Source organism: Pectobacterium sp. IFB5596 (assembly GCF_021432585.1).
Lineage (GTDB): Bacteria > Pseudomonadota > Gammaproteobacteria > Enterobacterales > Enterobacteriaceae > Pectobacterium > Pectobacterium punjabense.
The window spans coordinates 184,177-206,092 of the sequence record NZ_LXFY01000001.1 but is presented as its reverse complement, the minus strand read 5'-3'; the positions used below and the strand labels follow the sequence as shown (position 1 = coordinate 206,092).

Sequence of the window (21,916 nt, the reverse complement as noted above, 5' to 3'; positions counted from 1 at the left end):
CTCGCGGGAAAGCACGCTGTAAAACGGGTAGGAAATCGGTGCTATTCAAAAGATGACGATCAGAAGTAGTGAACAAACGCGTCAGTATCAAGCGGCGTAACCGTAGTAGAGGCTTTGAGCTGTGGTGTACCCAGATAGAGGAAGCCCACAATTTCATCCTGCTCACGACAGTGGAATGCTTCACGAACCAAAGCATTGTGCGTCCAGGCGCCGCTACGCCAAATACCATTAAAGCCCTGCGCCAAGGCTGCCATCTGCATCGCCTGAACCGCACAGCCAGCGGAAACAATTTGCTCCCAGAGCGGCACTTTCGGGTTCTCTTCACAATGCGCAACAACGGTAATAATCAGTGGCGCACGATAAGGCGCCTGACGTGCTTTATCGATGCCAGCCTCATCCAGGCCTTCCTGCTGCGCCGCACGGGTCAGTACCGTACTAAAACGATCCAAACCGTCATTTTCGATCATAAAAAAGCGCCATGGCTGCATCGCACCATGATCCGGCGCACGCATACCTGCGTGGATAATGTTATTCAATGCGTCACCCGTCGGTGCTGGTGCGGTCAGGCGCGAGGCCGAACGACGATTCAATAGCAACTCAAGAGCATCCATCGCACATCTCCTGTCTGGCAATATAATTTCTGCGGTACAACCGATTTATCTACAAGAAACGGTTGTAGGGCAACGTTGCGCGCCACGTTAGCACAAGTAGAAGTTTTGTTACAAGATAGCCCCAACAGAGCACGCCCCAACGGTGATTTAATGCTGACTTTTTACTGTCCGCTCATTAGGATACTATCACTCCTTGTGCTTCACCACTTGCCAGAAGGCAAGTTGAAGGACGTAGGGCACACGCTGTTTACCCGTTCATGGAGATATCATGCGCACATTGTGGCGAATTTTTAGCGGATTTTTTAAGTGGACATGGCGTCTGCTTAATTTTATCAGAGAATTTATTCTCAATATTTTTCTTATCGCACTGATTTTAGTTGGCGTTGGGATCTACTCACAGGTGAAAACGACGCCGGAAGAGGCCACGAAAGGGGCACTGCTGGTCGATCTGACGGGTGTAGTGGTTGATCAGCCTTCCGTCAATAACAAACTGCGTCAATTAGGGCGCGAATTCTTCGGCGCATCCAATAATCGTCGCCAAGAAAACTCACTGTTTGATATCGTCGATAGTATCCGTCAGGCAAAAAGTGACGACAACATCACTGGGATCGTGCTGGATCTCAGCGATTTTACCGGTGCCGATCAACCCTCTATGCAGTATATCGGTAAGGCGCTGCGCGAATTTCGTGATAGCGGTAAACCTATTTATGCCGTCGGCGATAGCTACAACCAGTCTCAATATTATTTGGCCAGTTTTGCCAATACGGTGTCATTGACGCCACAAGGCAGTGTAGATCTGCATGGTTTCGCGACCAACAATCTCTACTTCAAATCCATGCTCGACAAACTGAAAGTGACCACCAATATCTTCCGTGTGGGAACCTATAAATCAGCCGTTGAGCCGTATCTGCGTGACGATATGTCCCCTGCTGCGCGCGATGCCGATGGCCGCTGGATTAACGCCCTGTGGCAGCAGTATTTAAACACCGTTTCCGCTAACCGCCAGATCACGCCTCAGCAACTTTTCCCAGGTGCAACGAGCATTCTGGCAGGTTTGCAGGCAGTTCAGGGCGATACCGCACGCTATGCGCTGGATAACAAGCTGGTTGATGAAGTCGCCTCGCGTTCTGTGACCGAGCAGTCGCTGGTTAAAGCATTCGGCTGGAATAGCCAGAAGAACCACTTTAATTTCATCAGTATCTACGACTATGTCGTTAAACCACCGGTGCAAAATAATAACCAGATCGCGGTTATCTTTGCTAATGGTGCCATCATTGATGGACCGGAAACACCGGGGATGGTCGGTGGTGATACCACGGCAGCACAAATTCGTGCCGCACGCCTCGATCCTAAAGTTAAAGCGCTAGTGCTGCGCGTCAATAGCCCCGGCGGTAGCGTCACTGCGTCAGAGCTGATTCGATCAGAATTGATGGCGCTCCGTCTGGCAGGTAAACCGATCGTGGTCTCTATGGGGGGAATGGCGGCATCCGGCGGTTATTGGATCTCAACGCCCGCGAACGCGATCATCTCCAGCGCCAGCACACTGACCGGCTCTATCGGTATTTTTGGCGTGATTACCACGTTCGAAGATTCTCTGGAAAGTCTTGGCGTCCATACGGACGGCGTTGCCACCTCCCCGCTGGCCGATTTGTCGATCACGAAGTCATTGCCACCTGAGTTCTCACAGATGATGCAGTTGAGTATCGAACGCGGTTATAAGAATTTCATCGATATCGTGGCACAGGCACGTAAGAAAACGCCGGAGCAAATCGATCAGATCGCGCAAGGCCACGTCTGGGTCGGTAGCGACGCGAAAGAGAATGGTCTGGTCGATCAGATCGGTGATTTTGATGACGCCGTGAAGAAGGCCGCTGAGTTGGCTAAACTGGGACAATATCAATTGAGCTGGTATGCCGAACAGCCGAGCCTGCTCGATACAATGTTGAATCAGGTGAACGCTTCCGTTTACGCCCTGCTGCCGATTGCTGTCCAGTCCATGTTACCAGCACCGGTTGCGCAGCTGGCAGAAGCCATGCGTTCACAGCCGTCCATCATGAATAACCTGAACGATCCGCAGAACCGGTACGCATTTTGTCTCACCTGCGGAGAAGTCCGGTAGCGTTTACATTAGCCGCCCATATGTACCCTAAATAATTCGAGTTGCGTGACAAAACGCTAGCGTTTTGAACAACGCCAACGTAGCTTGAAATATGACGGGTATAGCCCGGTAATAGTCATTGCTTATGATAGTATTACCGGGCTCCTTTTCCCTCTATACTCTTGTTTTGATCCTGACTCACACAACCATGCGAAAGAAATCCATTTATGTCGCTTATACGGGCGGCACCATCGGTATGCAGCGTTCCGCTAATGGCTATGTCCCAGTATCGGGCCATTTACAGCAGCAATTGGCAAACATGCCTGAATTCCACCGCGAAGAAATGCCGTCGTTCACGATTCATGAATATGACCCGCTGATCGACTCGTCTGACATGACGCCAGCGGATTGGCAATCCATCGCGGACGATATTCAAGCCCATTACGATGATTACGACGGTTTCGTGATTCTGCATGGTACTGACACGATGGCGTTCACCGCCTCCGCGCTTTCGTTTATGCTAGAAAATCTTGCCAAGCCGGTTATCGTGACAGGGTCACAAATTCCGTTAGCGGAATTGCGCTCGGACGGTCAGACCAACCTGCTGAACGCGCTGTACGTTGCGGCTAATCATCCGATTAATGAAGTCGCCCTCTTCTTCAATAACAAGCTATTGCGCGGCAATCGCACTACCAAAGCCCATGCGGATGGTTTTGATGCCTTTGCATCCCCTAATTATCCACCGCTGCTGGAAGCTGGTATCCATATTCGTCGGCTGGCACCCACCGTGGAATGCAGCAATTGTCCACCGCTGAAAGTCCACCACATTACGCCGCAGCCTATTGGGGTAATTACGATTTATCCCGGCATTTCTGCCGATGTCATCAGCAATTTCCTCCGTCAGCCCGTGAAAGCACTTATCTTGCGCTCCTATGGCGTCGGCAACGCGCCGCAAAGCCCTGGGCTACTGCGCGAATTACGTGAAGCTTCAGCCCGCGGCATTGTGGTCGTTAACCTGACTCAGTGCATTTCCGGGCGTGTGAATATGGGCGGCTATGCAACAGGCAACGCGCTGGCGCATGCGGGTGTCATTAGTGGCTTTGACATGACCGTTGAAGCAGCATTAACCAAACTGCATTACTTACTGAGCCAGCAAGATTTAAGCGCCGATGACATTCGCCGTTTAATGCAGCAGAACCTGCATGGGGAATTGAGCGATAAAGATTGAGCAATCACGGAGTAAATAATGAAAAAAGCATTGCTATTAGTTGATTTACAAAATGATTTCTTCCCCGGTGGTGCACTGGCGGTTAACGAAAGCGATCAGGTCCTTGAGGTGGCTAATCGCGCCATTGATGCCTGTGTAGCCGCAGGCGTGACGGTGATTGCCAGCCAGGATTGGCACCCAGATAACCACGGCTGCTTTGCCGTGAGTGAACAGGCGGTAGTCGGTGAAATCGGTGAATTAAACGGATGGCCGCAAATCTGGTGGCCCGTCCATTGTGTTCAGGGGACGACCGGTGCCGATTTTCATCCAGCGCTTCCACTGTCCGCCATTCAATGGATAGTACAAAAAGGCACGCAGCCTGACATCGATAGCTACAGCACTTTTTTCGATAATGGTCATCGGGTTAAAACTGAATTAGATGATTGGCTACGCGCTCACCATATTACCCATTTAACCATTCTGGGTCTGGCGACCGACTATTGCGTCAAATTCAGCGTATGGGATGCCATCGCCTTGGGATATCACACAGAAGTACTGGTGGATGGCTGTCGTGGTGTCAATCTTTCGCCCGACGATAGCACATTCGCATTGCAGGAAATGGTACAGCGCGGGGCAACGCTTATCGATATGACACAGTTTCTTGCAACGCTGTCTGCCGATCGCTGAAACCACCAGCAGAGAGCATAGCGGCAGCCACCGAGGCTGCCGCTGATATTTTAAGCATCGGGTTTCAGCGTAATGATCGCGTCGGCACCGTTAAACTGGCGCTTCAGTTCTTGCTTGCTCTTCATCACAATCTCGCCATTGGTGCCAATTGTCATGTGCTCAGCCTGTTCATTATGACGAGCCTGCCACATCATCACCATTTGCAGGCAGTTTTCTTTCTGTTCAGCGGTCAACGCAACACCGTCTGGCCATTTACCCAGCTCTACCGCCGTGACTAACCGCTGATAAATTTCTGGCGTCATGGCGTCGATCAGATCATTGAGTTCCATATCCGGTTTCTGCTCCGAGAAAGGTCAGATTTATTATTACTGGATTCCTGTGCTGGCAGCGTTTTATAACAGCTGAATCGTTTAAAGCCAGACATCATTAGCCAGTCACTGTCACACCTATCGCAAACAGATTACCCGTCAACGCGTTCGCCATCAACGTCATCGATAAAGCTCAGCGAAGCAGAATTCACGCAGTAGCGTTCGCCAGTGGTTTTCGGACCATCAGGGAAAACGTGCCCCAAGTGTGCATCACACTGCCCACAGCGGATCTCAATACGGCGCATGTTGTGTGAATCATCTTCCAGATAGCGAATCGCCTCTGAGGACACGGGCTGATCGAAGCTCGGCCAGCCACAGCCGGAATCATATTTACTGTCAGAATAAAACAGCGGTGCCTGGCAGCACAGACAGTGATAAGCGCCCGTGCGCTTGTTATGCAGCAATTTACCTGAAAACGCAGGCTCAGTACCGCGTTGCTGGGTGACATAGCGCTGCATCTCTGTCAGTTCAGTATTGTCGGACGAAGTGTGCGAAACAGAGTCGTTAGTCATGGAAGTCTCACTGCGGTGTTATTTATTCAATTAATCATTGATTATAACAAAAAATTAACAACCTAACAGGCCGTTCTGGCTTAATATTAGCAATGTTATTAGCATGAATATTTAATTGTGACATACATCACATATTGAAGTGACGCGGGCTTTATATGATGCATTCCGCCCCCATATCAGTCTTAGATGTTACTTAGTTACAGGCTCGAGCGGTTTTTGCACAAAGATTGGTCATAGGTTTGACTTACAGCAACTATTGACACGATTCCGCTTGACGCTCAGCAAGGTTTTTGTAATTTTACAACCAACCTTTTATTCACAAACCAATAGCTGGTGGAATATATGACTATCAAAGTAGGTATCAACGGTTTTGGCCGTATCGGCCGTATTGTTTTCCGCGCTGCACAAGAGCGTTCTGACATCGAGATCGTTGCAATCAACGACCTGTTAGATGCTGAGTACATGGCGTATATGCTGAAGTACGACTCAACTCATGGTCGTTTTGACGGCACCGTTGAAGTTAAAGATGGTCAGCTGGTTGTTAATGGCAAAACCATTCGTGTTACCGCAGAGCGCGATCCTGCAAACCTGAAGTGGAACGACGTTGGCGTTGATGTTGTTGCTGAAGCAACTGGCCTGTTCCTGACTGACGAGACTGCACGTAAGCACATCGCTGCTGGCGCTAAGAAAGTCGTTCTGACTGGTCCATCTAAAGATGACACCCCAATGTTCGTTATGGGCGTGAACCACAAAACTTACGCGGGTCAGGAAATCGTTTCTAACGCTTCTTGTACCACTAACTGCCTGGCACCGTTGGCAAAAGTTATCAACGACAACTTCGGTATCGTTGAAGCACTGATGACCACCGTTCACGCAACCACTGCAACGCAGAAAACCGTTGATGGCCCGTCTCACAAAGACTGGCGCGGCGGCCGTGGCGCAGCACAGAACATCATCCCATCTTCTACTGGTGCAGCTAAAGCAGTAGGTAAAGTGATTCCTGAGCTGAACGGCAAACTGACGGGTATGGCGTTCCGCGTTCCTACCCCGAACGTGTCTGTTGTTGATCTGACTGCACGTCTGGAAAAACCAGCGTCTTACAAAGAAATCTGTGCAGCAATCAAAGCCGCTTCTGAAGGCGAGCTGAAAGGCGTTCTGGGTTACACCGAAGACGAAGTGGTTTCTACCGATTTCAACGGTGAAACACTGACCTCCGTGTTTGATGCTAAAGCCGGTATCGCACTGAGCGACAACTTTGTGAAACTGGTTTCTTGGTACGACAACGAAACAGGTTACTCAAACAAGGTTCTGGATCTGATTGCTCACATTTCTAAATAAGTGTCAGCGATGATTCGGTGAAAAAAGGGCGACGTGATGTCGCCCTTTTTTATTGTTTATTGCAGATTTCTTTTACAACGAAAAACAATCAAAAAAGGTTCTATCATGCATAACACAATTTTCTCGCTCCCCGTCACTAAGCAAATTAGCACCACCCTTAGCCAGCGCCAGTTGGATCAATTACCCATCATCGTCGTCGATCATCCTGAAGTTCGTGCAGCCGTAGCATTACAAGGGGCTCACCTGCTCAGTTGGCAACCGACGAATGAAGAACCCGTTCTTTGGTTAAGCGACAATACGCCTTTTACTCAGCACGTTGCCATTCGCGGCGGCGTCCCTATCTGTTTCCCGTGGTTTGGCCCTTTCGCCGAACCTAATCATGGTTTTGCTCGTTTGCTGCCCTGGGAATTCACCGCCCACAGCGAAGATGAGCACGGTGTGCAACTCACCTTCACGCTGCGTGATAATGAAGAAACACGTAAAAGTTGGCCACATGAGTTCACACTCATCGCCCGTTTCAAGCTGGGCAAAGAATGCGGTATTGAGCTGGAAGCGCATGGCGATTACAGCATTACCAGCGCACTGCACACTTATTTCAACATCGGTGACATCAGCGATATTCGTATCACTGGCCTTGGTGAACCATTCATTGATAAGGTGGATCAGGGCAAGCTGGCGACGCAACAAGGCGATTTGGTCTTTACTGACCGTACAGACCGTATCTATACCCAACCGCAGGACACCAGCGTGGTACATGATGCAGTACTGAAACGCGCTATTGAAGTACACCATACGCACCATAGCGATGTGGTGTCATGGAACCCTGGCGCAGAACTGTCTCGTACGATTAGCGATATGCCCGATGAGGGATATAAAACGTTCGTGTGCGTGGAAACCGCGCGAATTAATCAGCCGTTTGTCGCGTCCACCAACGCTCCAGGTCGTCTGACGACGGTTATCCGCATCAAGAAATAACCACCGTTATACCGTGTATGGCGACGCTGTTCGCCATACACTTTTCTTCTAGACCCTTTCGTCACACCACATCCAGATGCTGTTTGCGCGTTGGCGGTGGAAACGCCTGATCTAACTGCGCGATAGCTTCCGCAGATAACTGCACATCCAGCGCTTTCGCATTTTCCTGAACATGCTTCATAGCGCTTGCTTTCGGAATTGCGATCACGCCCGGCTGACGGATGACCCACGCCAATAAAAGCTGCGCTGGCGTGATACTGTGTTCGCGCGCAATACGGTTCACCACCGGATGCGAGAATAACCCATCGCGTAAGCGCCCCGCCTGTGCCAGCGGGCAATACGCCATCACAGGAAGTTGCCGTTGTTGGCACCACGGTAACAAATCAAACTCAATACCGCGCGATGCCACATGATAAAGCACCTGATTGGTCAGGCAATGCTGTCCGCCATCTAACGACCACAGCTCCTGCATATCCTCAAGATCGAGATTGGATACGCCCCACTGACCGATTTTTCCCGCCTGTTGTAATCGTTCCATGGCGGAGATCGTATCAACTAACGGGATGCCACCGCGCCAGTGCAACAGATACAGATCGATACACTCCGTTTGCAGTCGCTTCAGGCTGCGTTCACACGCCTGTATCGCCTTTTCGCCTCCCGCATTGTGCGGGTAGACTTTCGATACCAGATAAACGCTGTCACGGCGGCCACGTATCGCCTCACCGACGACATCCTCTGCTCCACCTTCCGCGTACATTTCAGCCGTATCAATCAACGTTAACCCAAGGTCAATGCCCGCTTGCAGCGCCGCCACTTCCTGCGCTTTCAGTCGGGCATCTTCACCCATGTACCACGTTCCCTGACCGATCGCGGGTACACGGGTTTCATCTGGAAAACGAATCGCTTTTGTCATGCATCCCTCCCTTGGTTGGCGTCAACGTAATCTGTTTACCGTCAAACCTAACATGGCATTCAGCGCACCATAAACGTGCAAATGGGGTGATATCACCCCATTATTGTACGGCAGATGCACTATGCTTACGAAAAGCATTAAAAGCGCTTACGAAAAGCATCAGAAGCGATAGCTGACACCTGCGCTCATTAAGATGCTGTGGTTACTATCGACGATAGGGCTGTCTTTCATTTCGTCAGACAAACGCGTGTAACGTCCGACTGCCCAAGCGCTCCAGCTTTCGTTAAGCTGATAGCCCGCGCTCAGTTCAAGATATGGAGCCCAACCATCACCCGGGCTGTACTGGTTAAATCCAGAACGCGAAGATTCTTGCGCGCTCACACCGTAGTAATATTGGTTCATGTTTTCACTGAACCAGGTCGCACCGATACCGGGAGTGATGCTCAGATCGCCCATCGAGAAACGGTAAAGATAGGCGGTGTCCCACGCGAAACCGTTGCTGTAATCCAGCGTATCGCCAGCCAGCACAGTACGGATTTCACCCCAGTCGGCGGTATGACGATAAGCCGCACCGGCCATCAGCGTACCGCGGCGTTTATCCAACTGTTTCATGCGCTGATCGTCGCTATCTCCCGGTTTAAAACCTAAAGGCAGGTAGTAAGCCGTTAAAGAGAAACGATTTGCGCCGTCATTCCACAGGTAGTATCCACCACCCAGCCCGCGGAAATAAAAGCTTTCACTTTCATAATTCAGTACAGGAAGCGGATAAACGTCATTATCAACACCACGGTATACAGACGTTGAACCCGCAGCGCCAAGACCCAGAGAGACATCTGCGGCATAGGCTGAAGGCAGGAGCACAGCACCAGAAATCAGCGCGGCCAGCATACATAGTTGAGGTTTTTTCACAGTTTTCTATTTCCTATTACAGATAAATATCATGAAACATGATAGGCCAATTACACACGTTCGCGTTCAGGTTATATAAAAATAACATTAACGAATAACCTATATATTCGATAGGTTTTACGTGCGCTAACGTCGGTAATAAGCAGTGTCCTTCAGGCTGAGAGCCTATTAACGGTAATGTTACACGGATTTACCTGAAAGTGAGTCCTTGAAATATCTTAAAAATACGTCTGTGGACTAGAGGAAATTTTACGGATGCAAACTACGCTTTAATACAGAAGGTGACGTTTTCCTGACCAGCAGGTATGAATAAAATCACGACGCCCTGACGCCACAAGTTGGCATAAGGGTTGCTGGGTTCAGGAGACTTCTTCTTTCGGAGGGCAATACATTAATAGGCATATATTCCACTCGCTCTCTTAATCTGTGCTAATCGACGAAGGACGGGCATCGCTATGAACATATTTGATCACTACCGCCAGCGCTACGACGCTGCCAAGGACGAAGAGTTCACTCTGCAGGAATTCCTTACCATCTGTCAGCAGGATCGCAATGCTTATGCGAACGCGGCTGAACGATTGTTAACGGCTATCGGTGAGCCTGTAATGGTGGATACCGCCCAAGAATCACGAATGTCACGCTTATTTTCGAACCGGGTGATTGCCCGCTATCCTGCTTTTGAAGAATTTTACGGTATGGAAGAGGCCATCGAACAGATTGTCTCTTACCTGAAACACGCCGCTCAGGGATTGGAGGAGAAAAAGCAGATCCTGTATCTGTTGGGCCCCGTCGGCGGCGGGAAATCCTCGCTGGCTGAGCGCTTAAAAGCCCTGATGCAGCGCGTGCCCATTTACATCCTCAGCGCCAACGGTGAACGCAGCCCGGTAAATGACCATCCTCTCTGCCTATTCAATCCACAGGAAGATGCCGCAATACTCGAGAAAGAGTATACGATTCCGCGGCGCTACCTCGGCACCATCATGTCGCCGTGGGCCGCCAAACGCTTGCAGGAATTCGGGGGCGACATCTCCAAATTCAGGGTTGTCAAAGTGTGGCCATCCATTCTGGCGCAAATCGGGATCGCGAAAACCGAACCGGGCGATGAGAACAATCAGGATATTTCCGCGCTGGTCGGTAAAGTCGATATCCGCAAACTGGAACATTTTGCCCAGAACGATCCCGATGCCTATGGTTACTCCGGTGCATTGTGCCGCGCGAACCAGGGCATTATGGAGTTCGTGGAGATGTTCAAGGCTCCGATCAAAGTGCTCCACCCGCTGCTGACCGCGACACAGGAAGGCAACTATAACGGGACGGAAGGCATTGCTGCCCTGCCATTCAACGGGATTATTCTGGCGCACTCCAACGAGTCCGAGTGGGTGCAGTTCCGTAACAACAAGAACAATGAAGCGTTTCTCGACCGCGTGTATATCGTGAAGGTGCCGTACTGCCTGCGCGTATCCGAAGAGGTTAAAATCTACGACAAATTGCTGGATCACAGCGAGCTGACGCATGCGCCTTGCGCCCCCGGCACGCTGGAAACGCTGGCTCGCTTCTCCATTCTGTCGCGCCTGAAAGATCCCGAAAACTCCAGCATCTACTCCAAGATGCGGGTTTACGACGGTGAAAGCCTGAAAGATACCGATCCAAAAGCGAAATCCTATCAGGAGTACCGCGACTACGCGGGCGTGGATGAAGGGATGAACGGTCTGTCGACCCGCTTCGCGTTCAAGATTCTGTCACGTGTTTTTAACTTCGATCACAGCGAAGTCGCCGCCAACCCGGTACACCTGTTCTACGTACTGGAACAGCAGATCGAGCGCGAGCAATTCCCGCAGGAGTTGGCAGAGAAATATCTGGAACACCTGAAAGGTTATCTGACGCCGAAGTACGCTGAGTTTATCGGTAAAGAGATCCAAACAGCCTATCTCGAATCCTATTCCGAATACGGACAGAATATTTTTGACCGTTATGTTACCTATGCGGACTTCTGGATTCAGGATCAGGAGTACCGTGACCCAGATACGGGCCAGTTGTTTGACCGCGAATCGTTGAACGCCGAGCTGGAAAAGATCGAGAAGCCTGCGGGTATCAGTAACCCTAAAGACTTCCGTAACGAGATCGTCAACTTCGTCCTGCGCGCCCGTGCCAGCAATAGCGGCAGGAATCCAAACTGGACCAGTTACGAAAAGCTGCGCACGGTTATCGAGAAGAAAATGTTCTCCAACACGGAAGAGCTGTTGCCTGTGATTTCGTTTAATACCAAAACCTCAACGGATGAACAGAAAAAGCATGATGACTTCGTCGATCGCATGATGGAGAAAGGCTACACCCGGAAGCAGGTACGTTTGCTGTGCGAATGGTATCTGCGGGTGAGGAAATCATCATAATGACGCACGATGCTGGCAACAGCGTTTGGGGGAAACATGGCCTATTTTATTGACAGGCGACTGAACGGCAAAAACAAAAGCACGGTGAACCGCCAACGCTTTCTGCGCCGCTATAAGTCGCAAATAAAACAGTCGATTTCCGAGGCCATTAATAAGCGTTCGGTGACCGACATCGAAAGCGGGGAGTCGGTGTCGATCCCCAATGCAGACATCAACGAACCGATGTTCCATCAGGGCCGTGGAGGACGCCGCCACCGCGTCCACCCTGGCAACGATCACTTCGTACAAAATGACAAAATCGAGCGGCCACAAGGAGGTGGCGGCGGTGGTTCCGGTCAGGGAGACGCCAGCAAAGACGGCGAAGGCGAGGATGAGTTTGTCTTTCAGATCTCCAAAGACGAATATCTGGATCTGCTGTTTGAAGATCTGGCGCTGCCGAATCTGAAGAAGACCCAGCATCGGCAGATGACCGAATACAAAACGCATCGCGCCGGCTACACCGCTAACGGCGTTCCCGCCAATATCAGCGTCGTGCGTTCACTACAAAACTCGCTGGCACGCCGTATGGCGATGACGGCGGGTAAACGCCGCACATTGCATGAGTTGGAAGAGTCGTTAGAGCAATTGGCGCACACCGAACCCGCACAATTGCTGGAGGAGGAACGGTTACGGCAGGACATCGCCGAACTACGCCAGAAAATCGCACGCGTACCTTTTATCGATACGTTTGACCTGCGCTACAAGAACTACGAGCGTCGAGCCGAACCATCGAGCCAGGCCGTGATGTTCTGTTTGATGGACGTGTCTGGTTCTATGGATCAGTCGACGAAAGACATGGCGAAACGCTTTTATATTCTGCTGTATCTGTTCCTCAGCAGAAATTACAAAAACGTCGACGTTGTCTATATTCGCCACCACACGCAGGCGAAAGAGGTCGATGAACAGGAATTCTTCTACTCTCAGGAAACCGGCGGCACCATTGTCTCCAGTGCGCTAAAGCTGATGGAGGAAGTCGTGCGCGAGCGCTACGATCCGTCACAGTGGAATATCTACGCCGCACAGGCGTCGGACGGCGATAACTGGGCAGATGATTCGCCGCTGTGTCACCAGATTCTGGCGAATCAGCTGCTGCCGATGGTGCGTTACTACAGCTACATTGAAATCACCCGACGTTCACACCAGACGCTCTGGCGCGAATATGAAACGCTGCGCGATACGTTCGACAATTTCGCTATGCAGCATATCCGCGATCAGGATGATATTTACCCTGTCTTCCGTGAACTCTTCCGTAAACAAACCGTAGGGCATTAGCGACCTCTCAATCGGCCAGTTATCTGTTAACAGTTAGCTGGCTGATTTTATCTCTGTGAGCATTTTTCTATAAACATGCATTTAAAATACATGTATTATAAATAGCATTATACCTGCACAGAGAATCGCTCATGAATATTGATAAATTCAAACACCAGCATACCGAAATACTCGCAAGCATTGACACCCTGCGTCGACTATCGCGAGAAGGCGTGACGGAGAACGCCACTGACATCGCCCGCGCCATTGTCGCCATGAGTTCGACTATCAAACTGCATCTTTCTGCGGAAGATCGCGTGCTTTACCCTTCTCTGCAACGCAGCGGTGATGAACAATTAACGAAAATGAGCCAGCATTATCAGGATGAAATGCAAACCATTGCCGCGGATTACGATGCCTTTTCCCGCCGCTGGAATACAGCTTCACAGTTAGTGGGCCATGATAGGGATTTCCGGGCGGACGCTAACCACGTCTTGCGTAAAGTCTATGAGCGTATGCAGCGAGAGAATCACGATTTTTACCCCCGTATTGAAACAGCCTAGGCACATTAAGTACGCCTGACTAAAGGGGGGAGAATGTCTGACACATGACGCTCCGCCCTGTTAATGACCGCCCGCGTCCGAACATATAAACTCATTTTCCGCCACATGTTTGTGACATCGTCACAAATATAACACTTCCTTTCCGCTAGCGTGCGCATTACCCTGTCAGCCCCATAAAACATAGATTTCTGTTTTGTTATGCAACGATTTGTTCTGATTTTACTGACTCTGGTTCTACTCGGCCCTCTGGGCATCGACATTTATTTACCGCTTATTCCCGCCATCGCCGTGGCGCTGAACAGCCCAGAATCGCTGATCCAGTCCACCGTCGCCCTCTTTATTCTGGTCATGGGATTAGGACAGCTTTTGGCTGGGCCACTGGTTGATAAATATGGTCGACGTCCAATGGCACTGGCAGGTGTAGTGATCTACATCATTGGGGCGATCATGGCGGCACTGGCCACCGATGCCACGCTATTCATTCTCTCACGCCTTTTTCAGGGCATGGCCGTCTGCTGTACCGCCGTTGCCATTTTCAGCAGCGTACGTGACAAACTAAACGGTGATGATGCTGCCAGAACCTATGGTTTTCTTAACGGTACGCTGAATATTGTACCCGCGCTGGCACCGCTACTAGGTGGGCTCTTAGCCGAGGCCTTCGGCTGGCGTGCCCCTTTCTGGTTCCTCGCAGGCTACAGCATTCTAGTGCTGGCAGTCGTGATCCGCTTCCTGCCCGAGACACGGCCGGATTCAACCTTGCCCGTACACGGCTTGCCGCTGCGCCAATATGCACGCCTGTTATCCGATCGCCACTTTCTGGGCTTCGCGTCAGTCAATGCGGGCGCAATGGGGATGGCATTAACCTATGTCACCTTTTCACCTGTGGTGTTAATGAATCAGGCACAGCTCACACCGCTTGAGTTTTCGATTGCCTTCGGCGCGAACGGCTTTTGGATCATGCTGGTCAGCTTCTTCGCGAATCGTATTATCCGCAAAGTCGGTAGACCACGTTGTCTGGCTATCGGTAGCCTGCTGATGGGGGCGGGTTTTCTTTCGCTGCTCGGCGGCGTCGCGCTCTTGCCAGAGGCGATGCAAGACACCTGGCCAACTTATATGTTCCCCGTCGCGCTAGCCTGTGCGGGTCTGGCGTTTTTGATCGGGCCGTCCACCAGCTATGCGCTGGAACCTTATTCTAACGAGGCGGGTATTGCATCGGCGATGGTAGGATTTGTGCAGATGGCAGGCGGTGCGGCGCTGGGGCTGATTGCGATGGCCATTCCTCTGCCGTCAAAAATATCACTGGCGTTGGTAATGCTCTGTGCCGCCCTGTTGGCGATACGCGCCCGCCTGCTCACGCGTCACCATAAGAGCAGCATTACGTCGCTGCCCCGCGCCTAGTTCAAAACACTGAATACAGATACACTAACGAACGTATCTTTCTACAGATAAATCATCGGACTCAATCTCCGGTGATTGATCTGACAGAATATCTGCCAATAATTTCCCTGACCCGCAGGCCATCGTCCAGCCTAACGTGCCATGTCCGGTATTCAGATACAGATTTTTCAGCGGTGAACGCCCCACCAGCGGTGTGCCGTCTGGCGTCATCGGGCGCAGCCCTGTCCAGAATGTCGCTTGCTCGATCGGACCACAATGGGGATACAGATCGCGCACCACCATTTCCAGCGTCTCACGCCGTTTAGGGTTCAGATCGGTGTTAAAACCCACCACTTCCGCCATGCCACCAACGCGAATACGATGATCAAAACGTGTGATGGCAACTTTGTACGTTTCATCCAACACGGTAGAAACGGGTGCGGCGGCATCATCCGCCAGAGGAATGGTTAGTGAATAACCTTTCAACGGATAAACCGGAATATCGAACCACTGGCGCAGTAGTCCCGTAGAATAGGAACCGCAGGCCATCACATAGGCATCAGCCACAATCATGCCATCGTCGCACTGCACGCCTGTGACATGATGTCCTTCAACTCGCAGTTGACGAACGTGACGCCCCAGCTTGAAGGTGACCCCTGCATCAGCGGCCATCGTGGCCAGTTGACGGGTGAACAGCTGGCAATCCCCCGTTTCATCATGTGGTAACCGCAGCCCACCAGTCAGTTTCCAGACGACATTCGCCAATGCGGGTTCGACAGAGGCCAGCTCATGGCGAGTCAACAATTGATACGGGACGCCAGCCTCTTCCAGCACGGCAATATCCCGTATCGCATTGTCATATTGCTGTTCGGTGCGGAACAGTTGAAGCGTTCCCCCTTGCCGACCTTCGTACTGGATGCCGGTATCTCGCCGCAGCTGTTGCAGGCAGTCACGGCTGTATTCAGCCAGACGCACCATCCGGGCTTTATTGGTTTTATAGTGGCGCACATCACAGTTGAGTAACATTTGCCACATCCAGCAAAGCTGTGTCGCCGTGAAATCTGGCCGGATAGCCAGAGGTGCATGACGCTGGAACATCCATTTTATCGCCTTCAGCGGTATGCCAGGTGCAGCCCACGGTGCAGCATAGCCGGGTGAGATCTGCCCTGCATTCGCTGCGCTGGTTTCAAGCGCGGGCTCCGGTTGCCTGTCAATAACGGTGACATCATGCCCTGCCTGCGCAAGATACCAGGCGGTACTCACGCCAACTACACCACTTCCCAGAATCACAACCCGCATGCGACCACTCTCCCTTTTGCACCGTTAAAGACCATTTAATCTGCTAATGAATCACTCATTAACTGGAATAAAACACTAGTTAACAGGTAAAACTGAAGACTACTCTAGCATTTGGGAAGCAATTGTCACCTGCCTCGACGATAACATTTATTTATTGTTATGTTTTTGTCCCGTTGATTCTTCACTGAAATCATAACGAAATAACTGTGAAACCATTCACAAAATACGCTTTCGTTTTTTCGCAAAAAAGAGAAGGAAAAGTAAAAAAGATAGAAATGTTAAATCCCAGTTTAATTAATACGTTAGTTAGATTGCTTGTTTTTAAATTATGACCATCATCACACAAATAGAAGCAACAATCTTGCTGTCAAGACATGCTTACGCGTAATTAAATACAAAATTGCGACATCCATCAAAAAAACGCCTTATCAGTTCAATAACATTGTGTTCACACGACGGTTATTCATATTTTCGAGGGCGATGATGAAAATTGGATTAGTCATTAGCGGCGGCGACGTTAGCGGAATAAATAACTTCATCTATCAGGTGAATAGAATGACTGCCGCTGACATCGTCATTTTCGATGGGGGAATTAATGGCCTTATCGATAATTGCTGTAAGATCCTCACTCGTCGAGATTTGGTAGATTACTCCATTTCATCAATGCCGCTGATTGCATCAGGGCGAAAAAATGGAAAATGTAGAAAAACAGACTACGAGCACATCGTTAAAAACATCCAAAAACAAAAACTCGATGCGCTCATTATGGCGGGAGGAGATGGTTCATTTCAATTTCTAAAAAAGTTAAGCCACTATGGCATTCATTGTTACGGTGTAGGAATGACAATCGATAATGATATTTCAGGGAACAGCTATACGATTGGTTTTTCTACCGCCTGCGAGCAGGTAATGAGTGAAGTGGAGAAATTACGCAATACGGGCCGGGGATTACAAGGTCGGGTCTTTATGATTGAATTACTCGGTGGCTATTGCGGTGAACTAACACTACAGGCAGCATTAAAGAGCAATGCCGATATCGCACTCATTCCAGAATCACAGTGGAACATTGATACATTATCGCAACGTATTCGCGAGAAAATCGCAGAACAGAATAGCGTCATTATTTTATGCTCTGAAGGATACACTCAGGAATATACACCTGGCTTTCAGGGTGCCATAGACACGATTATCAAGAAAATTGAGCATAAGGTTGGAATCCGCATCCGAAAAACCATTTTAGGGTACGGTTTACGAAATGGCGCGCCCACCGGGGAAGAAATTATTCAGGGCACACTGTTAGCAGAAGAAATGGTCCGATGCATTAACGCCGGGCTGACCAATAAAATTATCATTATTAATAACAACAATAAAGCCATCCCTATTGACCTGGAGGATTCCGAACGACGTTTGGTTGATGTCGAAAGCCATTTTTATAAGCTCGCGAAAGCTCATCACCTTATATGAGGCCATTATCATGTTGAAAGTACTTTGCGTTTGCGGCTGTGGATTAGGTTCCAGTTTCGCTATCGAAATGAGTGCGAAATCCGTACTGAAAAAATTGGGAATTGATGCAGAAATCAATCATACCACGATTTCAGAAGCCTCAGCCTTTAATTATGACGTCATTCTAACCCAGAAAATATTTGCGGAGATCCTGAATAGCGACGCCAGTGAAGATGAGAAAAAAAGAGTCATCATTCTTAATAAACTTACCGACAAAGATGAAATAGAAGAAAAAATTTTAGCCTACATCCAGGCTCATAAATAGCATGAGGTGAAAAATGAACACCGTTATCAATTTCATTGTGAAAGATTTATTAGGCCAGGCCTCCATATTAATCGCACTGATCGCCATGATCGGATTGATTTTACAGAAAAAATCGGTAGGAAAAATTGCAGAGGGGACGTTCAAGACACTGCTTGGTTTCCTCATCATGATGGCAGGGATTAACATTATCGTCGATGCCCTGACGTACTTGAACAGCATCTTTACCCACGGTTTCGGCATGAAGGGCTACATCACCGATGTCGCCGCTATCGCCGGATTGGCAAACCGCGAACTTGGGTCCGAAGTCGCATTGACGCTGATGGCGATCTTCGCCGTCAACATCCTGATTGCGCGGATTACTCCCTTTAAATATATCTTCCTGACGGGGCAGGCTCTGCTGTGGATGGCAACAATCGGTACGGTGATCGGCTATAAGTCGGGCTTGAGCGGCGCGACGTTGATCCTCACCGGAGGCATATTTGGCGGCGTGATGGCCGTGCTGATGCCTGCGCTGGCGCAGCCGATTGTCCGTAAAATCACGAATTCGGATGATGTTGCACTGGGCCATTTTTGTACCATTGGATATCTGGTGCAGGCTGCCGTCGCTCGGCTAGTCGGTAAAAACTCCAAATCTACAGAAGATTTAACGCTGCCCGATAACTTCAAATTCTTGCAGGATACCTACCTGTCGATGGCCGTCGTCATGGTGCCAATGTACCTTATCCCCGCCTTGGCTGCGGGACCCGCCTACATCGCGCAGTATGCCAATGGCGTCAACTATCTGATGTATTCCTTCATGCAGTCCATGCAGTTTGTGGCGGGCGTTTTCGTTCTCTACAGCGGCGTACGCCTGCTGCTTAATGAGCTGGTACCTGCATTTCGAGGTATCGCCATGCGTCTGGTGCCTAATGCTAAACCCGCGTTGGATTGCCCGGTGCTCTTCCCCTATGCTCCCAACGCCGTGATTGTTGGCTTCCTCGCCACCACCGTCGGTTCAATCCTGGGAATGCTGATCTTCCCCATGTTTGGATTGGCGATGATTTTGCCAGGGTTATTGACCAACTTCTTTGCGGGCGGAACGGCGGGTATTTTCGGTAACGCGATGGGAGGACGACGTGGTGCAATTATCGGCGGTGTGGTTCATGGCCTTTTCATTACCTTGTTACCCGCCATTCTGGTGCCATTACTGGAGGTCTTCGGATTTACTGGCGTCACCTTCAGTGATTCTGATGTCATCGGTACAGGGTTGATATTAGGACACGCCTTCCAGCAAGACTGGTTATTTGTCGCCGTATTTATCGCGTTTGTTGCAGTCATTGCCTTTATTGCGAATCGTAAACTATCGCAATAACGCATAAACACATCGCATGGCCTGTCGTCATTAATGTCATGGTGTAGATTGTTAAGGAGTCACTATGTTTTCTTCACTTAAACGTTTTTTATCGCCAACCTCCTCTTCCGGCCGCCGTGATAATACGGATAACAACCGCGTCAGGGAAATTGAGGAGGAATTAGCTGAACTTGAATCTCGTTTAGCACAAGATCCAACCCATAGTGAAACGCAAAAAACGCTAATAATTAAATACAACCAGGCCATTCAATTATTTTCTTCCCATCCTGACTATCGGGATCGCGTTGATACTATTTTCATTCAGATCGATGAACTCAGGAACACCATTCGGAAAAATATATGAGGCTTTATGAGCATAAAAAATTTCCTTTTGCAGCACAATTGCATTCAACTCGGCGTGATATGTGAAACATGGGAAGAGGCTATTTATTGTGCCGCAAAACCATTAATCAGCGCAGGGTGTATTACGAAGAACTATCCGCTTGCTGTAATAAACAGCACGAAGGAATACGGTCCTTATTATGTTTTTGATGAAGGCATCGCTATTCCTCATGCACGCCCTGAGTGCGGCGTCATTGAGAATTGTTTTAGTTTACTGACATTGCAAACACCACTTTCTATTCAGGGAAGTGAGCCGGTGGATATTTTAATTATGTTCGGTGGCGTTAACAGCGATGCACATATTACAGAAGGTATTGCCTCCATCGTCAGTTTATTAGAACAGGACGACATGCTTTCCCGTATTCGATGTGCCACCACAGCAGATGATATTGTCGGGGTATTATGAAAACGCTTATTTTAGTAAATGGCATACCAGCATCAGGGAAAAGCACGGTAGCACGTATTATTTCTGACGAATTGTATCTCCCACGATTAAGCCTCGATGAAATAAAAGAGCCGTTCATGATGCAGTTCTGCGATGTCATTGACAGGACGTTAAATAGAAAGCTGGGATACGCCGCGTATCAGGCGATGTTTAATATCGTTCAACAGGCTCCAGAAAATAACATTTTCATACTTGATGCCTGGTTCGGATTCCGTGAGAAGTCGATATTAAAAGAATATCTCACGTCGTGTGGCGTCAAGCATTCGCTTGAAATATGGAATGCTATCTCACCTGAACGGGTTGTGGAACGGTATCAAAAAAGAATGAATGAAAGAATAAAGGGCCATCCCGGTGATGAGTATCTCCCGGAATTAATTTCACTCGCACATCAGGCACAGCCAATGTGCATTGGAAAGTGTTACACGGTTGATCAGGATAAGGAAATTAATCATCAGGAATTAATTCAATGGATCAAAACACATCTGGGTTAATCGCTTATTTACATTAATTTTTATGAGGATAATTATCATGAACACCATGACAACAGCTGAACACCGGGGATATCAATTAATTTGTGACGAGACGGGCGCCATGATGGTCATTGCCTGCGATCAACGTGGCGGTATGCGTACACTATTAGCGCCAACATCAGAGGCACAAGCTGCCATTTCCAATGAAACATTAGGTAAAACAAAATATGATATCACCCGCTATCTAGCGGCTGAGGCGGGCTGTGTGCTGGTTGACCCGATCTGCGCCATACCAGGCTTGATAGACGACAATATTTTGCCTCGCGATACCGGCCTACTCATCGGTCTGGATGCCTCTGGCTGGGAAACGAGCCCGGAAGGCTATCGGATCTCCACGATGGTTGAGGGCGTAACGGCCCGTAAAGTGCGTGAATGGGGTGCCACTGGCGGAAAAATTATGATCTATCTTCGCCCAGATATCCCAGACGCCAATACCCGTAATCTTGAAACACTTCGTGCCGTGATTCAGGACTTTGCACAGGAAGACTTGCTGCTCGTCGTCGAGTTCCTCACCTATTCTCTGGAAAATGAATCTCGCGAAGCCTATACCCATCTTCTGCCCGAGCTCATTCCGGCGGGCTGTCAGGCCTGTATTGAGCAAGGCGCAAAAGTGTTGAAGATCCCTTATCCTGGATCGGATGAAGCCTGCGCGCGCGTGACCACGCTCTGCGGTGAAATACCTTGGGCTGTCCTGTCTGCGGGCGTCGATCACGCCACCTTTCTCCCTCAGGTAGAGAGCGCGTTGAAAAATGGTGCCTCTGGTGTGATTGCCGGACGTTCCCTCTGGAAGGATTGCATCTCACTCGATCGCAACATTTCTAAAGAGAAGTTGTCCACGCTCGCCGTGTCCCGCCTCAACGATATTCAGGTGCTGTTAAAACGGTATCAGCGCCCCTAGTTCAGA

At 49.7% G+C, this 21,916-nt stretch carries 22 protein-coding genes; 16 read left to right on the top strand and 6 right to left on the bottom strand.

Annotated elements, in window-relative coordinates; translation table 11 throughout:
* Positions 1-59: 59 nt before the first annotated feature.
* Entirely contained in the window at positions 60-611 is a 552-nt protein-coding gene (locus A6301_RS01045; protein WP_107171100.1) for an NAD(P)H nitroreductase, read from the bottom strand.
* A gap of 268 nt (positions 612-879) precedes the next feature.
* Between A6301_RS01045 and sppA the strand changes: the two genes are divergently transcribed.
* The 3 genes from sppA (at position 880) to pncA (ending at position 4,603) form a co-directional block, all read left to right on the top strand.
* The gene (gene sppA / locus A6301_RS01040) at positions 880-2,730 is read left to right on the top strand and encodes a signal peptide peptidase SppA (protein WP_234256897.1); all 1,851 of its coding nucleotides are present in this window, start codon (positions 880-882) and stop codon (positions 2,728-2,730) included.
* Positions 2,731-2,917: 187 nt separating this feature from the next.
* Positions 2,918-3,937, top strand: a complete 1,020-nt coding sequence (ansA, locus tag A6301_RS01035) for an asparaginase (protein ID WP_107171102.1) — start codon at positions 2,918-2,920, stop codon at positions 3,935-3,937.
* Between the two features lie 18 nt (positions 3,938-3,955).
* Positions 3,956-4,603 (top strand): bifunctional nicotinamidase/pyrazinamidase, encoded by a 648-nt coding sequence (pncA, locus tag A6301_RS01030; protein WP_107171103.1) that lies wholly within the window; start codon positions 3,956-3,958, stop codon positions 4,601-4,603.
* Positions 4,604-4,653: 50 nt separating this feature from the next.
* On the opposite strand, the gene A6301_RS01025 is transcribed toward pncA, so the two are convergent.
* Together A6301_RS01025 and msrB are read right to left on the bottom strand one after the other, a co-directional pair.
* Complete coding sequence (locus tag A6301_RS01025; RefSeq protein WP_107171104.1) at positions 4,654-4,932, bottom strand: YeaC family protein; 279 nt, start codon at positions 4,930-4,932, stop codon at positions 4,654-4,656.
* A gap of 131 nt (positions 4,933-5,063) precedes the next feature.
* Positions 5,064-5,483, bottom strand: coding sequence for a peptide-methionine (R)-S-oxide reductase MsrB (gene msrB / locus A6301_RS01020; protein ID WP_215483826.1), 420 nt, complete (start codon positions 5,481-5,483; stop codon positions 5,064-5,066).
* Positions 5,484-5,825: 342 nt separating this feature from the next.
* On the opposite strand from msrB, the gene gapA reads away from it, so the two are divergent.
* Together gapA and A6301_RS01010 are read left to right on the top strand one after the other, a co-directional pair.
* Entirely contained in the window at positions 5,826-6,821 is a 996-nt protein-coding gene (gene gapA, locus A6301_RS01015; RefSeq protein ID WP_107171106.1) for a glyceraldehyde-3-phosphate dehydrogenase, read from the top strand.
* Between the two features lie 105 nt (positions 6,822-6,926).
* Positions 6,927-7,796, top strand: a complete 870-nt coding sequence (locus A6301_RS01010; protein WP_234256896.1) for a D-hexose-6-phosphate mutarotase — start codon at positions 6,927-6,929, stop codon at positions 7,794-7,796.
* Between the two features lie 61 nt (positions 7,797-7,857).
* On the opposite strand, the gene A6301_RS01005 is transcribed toward A6301_RS01010, so the two are convergent.
* Both A6301_RS01005 and A6301_RS01000 read right to left on the bottom strand, forming a co-directional pair.
* Positions 7,858-8,709: an aldo/keto reductase gene (locus A6301_RS01005; RefSeq protein WP_234256895.1), complete on the bottom strand. Its 852-nt coding sequence runs from the start codon at positions 8,707-8,709 to the stop codon at positions 7,858-7,860.
* A 159-nt stretch (positions 8,710-8,868) separates the two neighbouring features.
* Entirely contained in the window at positions 8,869-9,618 is a 750-nt protein-coding gene (locus A6301_RS01000; RefSeq protein ID WP_107171109.1) for a MipA/OmpV family protein, read from the bottom strand.
* Between the two features lie 455 nt (positions 9,619-10,073).
* Between A6301_RS01000 and yeaG the strand changes: the two genes are divergently transcribed.
* The 4 genes from yeaG (at position 10,074) to A6301_RS00980 (ending at position 15,259) form a co-directional block, all read left to right on the top strand.
* Positions 10,074-12,008 (top strand): protein kinase YeaG, encoded by a 1,935-nt coding sequence (yeaG, locus tag A6301_RS00995; protein WP_137739647.1) that lies wholly within the window; start codon positions 10,074-10,076, stop codon positions 12,006-12,008.
* A 36-nt stretch (positions 12,009-12,044) separates the two neighbouring features.
* The gene (locus A6301_RS00990; RefSeq protein WP_168444501.1) at positions 12,045-13,319 is read left to right on the top strand and encodes a YeaH/YhbH family protein; all 1,275 of its coding nucleotides are present in this window, start codon (positions 12,045-12,047) and stop codon (positions 13,317-13,319) included.
* Between the two features lie 131 nt (positions 13,320-13,450).
* Entirely contained in the window at positions 13,451-13,861 is a 411-nt protein-coding gene (locus A6301_RS00985) for a hemerythrin domain-containing protein (protein WP_005968772.1), read from the top strand.
* Positions 13,862-14,059: 198 nt separating this feature from the next.
* Positions 14,060-15,259: a multidrug effflux MFS transporter gene (locus A6301_RS00980; RefSeq protein ID WP_205542365.1), complete on the top strand. Its 1,200-nt coding sequence runs from the start codon at positions 14,060-14,062 to the stop codon at positions 15,257-15,259.
* 24 nt (positions 15,260-15,283) lie between these two features.
* Here the strand turns inward: A6301_RS00980 and A6301_RS00975 are convergent, their stop codons facing one another.
* On the bottom strand, positions 15,284-16,537 hold the full coding sequence (locus A6301_RS00975; RefSeq protein ID WP_234256894.1) for a D-amino acid dehydrogenase: 1,254 nt from the start codon (positions 16,535-16,537) through the stop codon (positions 15,284-15,286).
* Positions 16,538-17,020: 483 nt separating this feature from the next.
* Between A6301_RS00975 and A6301_RS00970 the strand changes: the two genes are divergently transcribed.
* From A6301_RS00970 to A6301_RS00940, 7 genes are all read left to right on the top strand, one after another.
* Complete coding sequence (locus tag A6301_RS00970) at positions 17,021-18,001, top strand: 6-phosphofructokinase (protein ID WP_234257172.1); 981 nt, start codon at positions 17,021-17,023, stop codon at positions 17,999-18,001.
* 10 nt (positions 18,002-18,011) lie between these two features.
* Positions 18,012-18,305, top strand: coding sequence for a PTS sugar transporter subunit IIB (locus tag A6301_RS00965; protein ID WP_107170556.1), 294 nt, complete (start codon positions 18,012-18,014; stop codon positions 18,303-18,305).
* A gap of 13 nt (positions 18,306-18,318) precedes the next feature.
* Positions 18,319-19,656: a PTS sugar transporter subunit IIC gene (locus A6301_RS00960; RefSeq protein WP_234256893.1), complete on the top strand. Its 1,338-nt coding sequence runs from the start codon at positions 18,319-18,321 to the stop codon at positions 19,654-19,656.
* A gap of 64 nt (positions 19,657-19,720) precedes the next feature.
* Entirely contained in the window at positions 19,721-19,999 is a 279-nt protein-coding gene (locus tag A6301_RS00955) for a hypothetical protein (RefSeq protein WP_234256892.1), read from the top strand.
* 6 nt (positions 20,000-20,005) lie between these two features.
* Positions 20,006-20,443, top strand: coding sequence for a PTS sugar transporter subunit IIA (locus A6301_RS00950; protein ID WP_234256891.1), 438 nt, complete (start codon positions 20,006-20,008; stop codon positions 20,441-20,443).
* A complete protein-coding gene (locus A6301_RS00945; protein WP_234256890.1) occupies positions 20,440-20,973 on the top strand; it encodes an ATP-binding protein in 534 nt (177 codons plus the stop codon). Before A6301_RS00950 ends, A6301_RS00945 begins: the two co-directional genes overlap by 4 nt.
* 37 nt (positions 20,974-21,010) lie before the next feature.
* Positions 21,011-21,910 carry a tagatose-bisphosphate aldolase gene (locus tag A6301_RS00940; RefSeq protein WP_215483833.1) on the top strand — a complete coding sequence of 300 codons (900 nt, stop codon included), beginning with the start codon at positions 21,011-21,013 and terminating at the stop codon, positions 21,908-21,910.
* Positions 21,911-21,916: the final 6 nt, after the last annotated feature.